The organism is uncultured Metabacillus sp. (assembly GCF_947503125.1).
Classification (GTDB): Bacteria; Bacillota; Bacilli; order Bacillales; family Bacillaceae; genus Metabacillus.
Map to the genome: position 1 here is coordinate 1 of NZ_CANNCR010000141.1, position 1,571 is coordinate 1,571.

The window sequence follows — 1,571 nt, forward strand, 5'->3', positions numbered from 1 at the left end:
CTCCCTCAATAAAGTTAATTTTCCTTCCAAATACTCGTGTATTCTCAATATTTCATAACTACCATTTAGTTGACTCACCTAAATTACTGGATATCATTTGAATTTCTATAAATGATTTACAGGGTGGGGGCCATCCTATCTACCAAACTGGATTAGTTTGGAAAATAAGTGTATAACCGTGCTAGGAAATCTCCACACAAATCACGGTCGCTAACCCTCCCATATCTCTCCGGATCGTATCCATACTTTCCTTCGTCCTGCGTATCCATGAGGTGGAGGTTGGAAATGCTCCTATGCTGGGTCTATTGCCCGAATGGAAAAAATATGCTCCAACTCTGCACTATTGGTGTTTGTAGAGAAATAAAATGTATTTAGAGTGTTTTTTAAAAAATCTTTAAGCAGCCTGTAATGAATGTTTTTGAGTTAATCCACTTAATAGTTTAGATCCATCAAACTCACATTGTTTTTGTCCAATGACAAACAACACACGTAGTAGCTTACAACACAAGGCAATGAGTGACTGTTGCTTTTTTAACGGCTTTTCAGACCGTGTTGTATAGTATTGATGCAAGGCCTTAAACGTTGGATTATGGGCGACTAGTGGACGAATAGCCAAATATAAGGCTCGTCGTAGACGGCTTCGCCCTCTCTTGGTTATCCGAGTTTGACCTTTAAATTTACCTGAGCTGTGTTCTCGTAATGAGAGCCCAGCTAAATTAACTAGCTGTTGGGGGTGACTGTACTTTGTAATGTCACCTACTTCTGAGAAGAATAAAGCGATTGTGGTAGACCCCAATCCTGATATCTCCATCATTTGTTTAGCTCCCGGAAGTGTTTCCACTAGAGCTTCAAGCTCCGTATCTAATTGTTCTACCTGTTGTTTATATAACTTATACTGGTCAAGTAGATAATCTAATTCTCGCTTGGCAAACTGAATACCAATTTGTATCCCAATACTCTTTCGAGCAGCTTCTACTAGCTTCGTTGCTCGCTTAATTCCCACTCCTCGTTGAACATATGGCTTCCACTTCATCAACACCTCTTCCGGTGATAGTTCTTTAATTTGAGAAGGAAACGGAAACAATCGCAACGTACAAAAGGCTGCTTTTCCTTCCCAGTCTCCAAACACATCAAAGAATTCAGGAAAATAGCGTTGAATATGGTTTTGGATGCGTCCTTCTGTTGTCATCAGTTGTTTAGTAAGCTGATCTCGTAATTTGACGCCTTCTCTTAATTCGGCATAAACACCATCTAAGAGGTTTGGTACAGAGTATCGGCCATCCTTAATCAACTGTGCAATGACACGGGCATCCTTAGTATCATTTTTAGTAGGGGAATTGTCGTCAAGCTCTTTACTTTTCTTAACGTGCATAGGGTTTACGACGACGAAATCGTATCCTTTAGCTACTAAAAAATAAGCTAGACTAAACCAGTAATGACCAGTAGGTTCTACGCCAAGAATGACGTGATCCTTTGCATTTTCCTTCCGAAGAGCTTCTGCCCAATTCACTAGTTTTTGAAAGCCATGCATTCGATTTTCAAAGATCAAGCGTTTCCCGAACTCGATGCCT

Annotated in this window: 1 protein-coding gene; it reads right to left on the minus strand. The window is 40.2% G+C overall.

Annotated features, from left to right (window positions below; genetic code table 11):
• Positions 1-394: 394 nt before the first annotated feature.
• Positions 395-1,571 (minus strand): IS110 family transposase (locus Q1B07_RS26480; protein ID WP_299834294.1); only part of this gene is annotated, 1,177 nt, incomplete at its 5' end.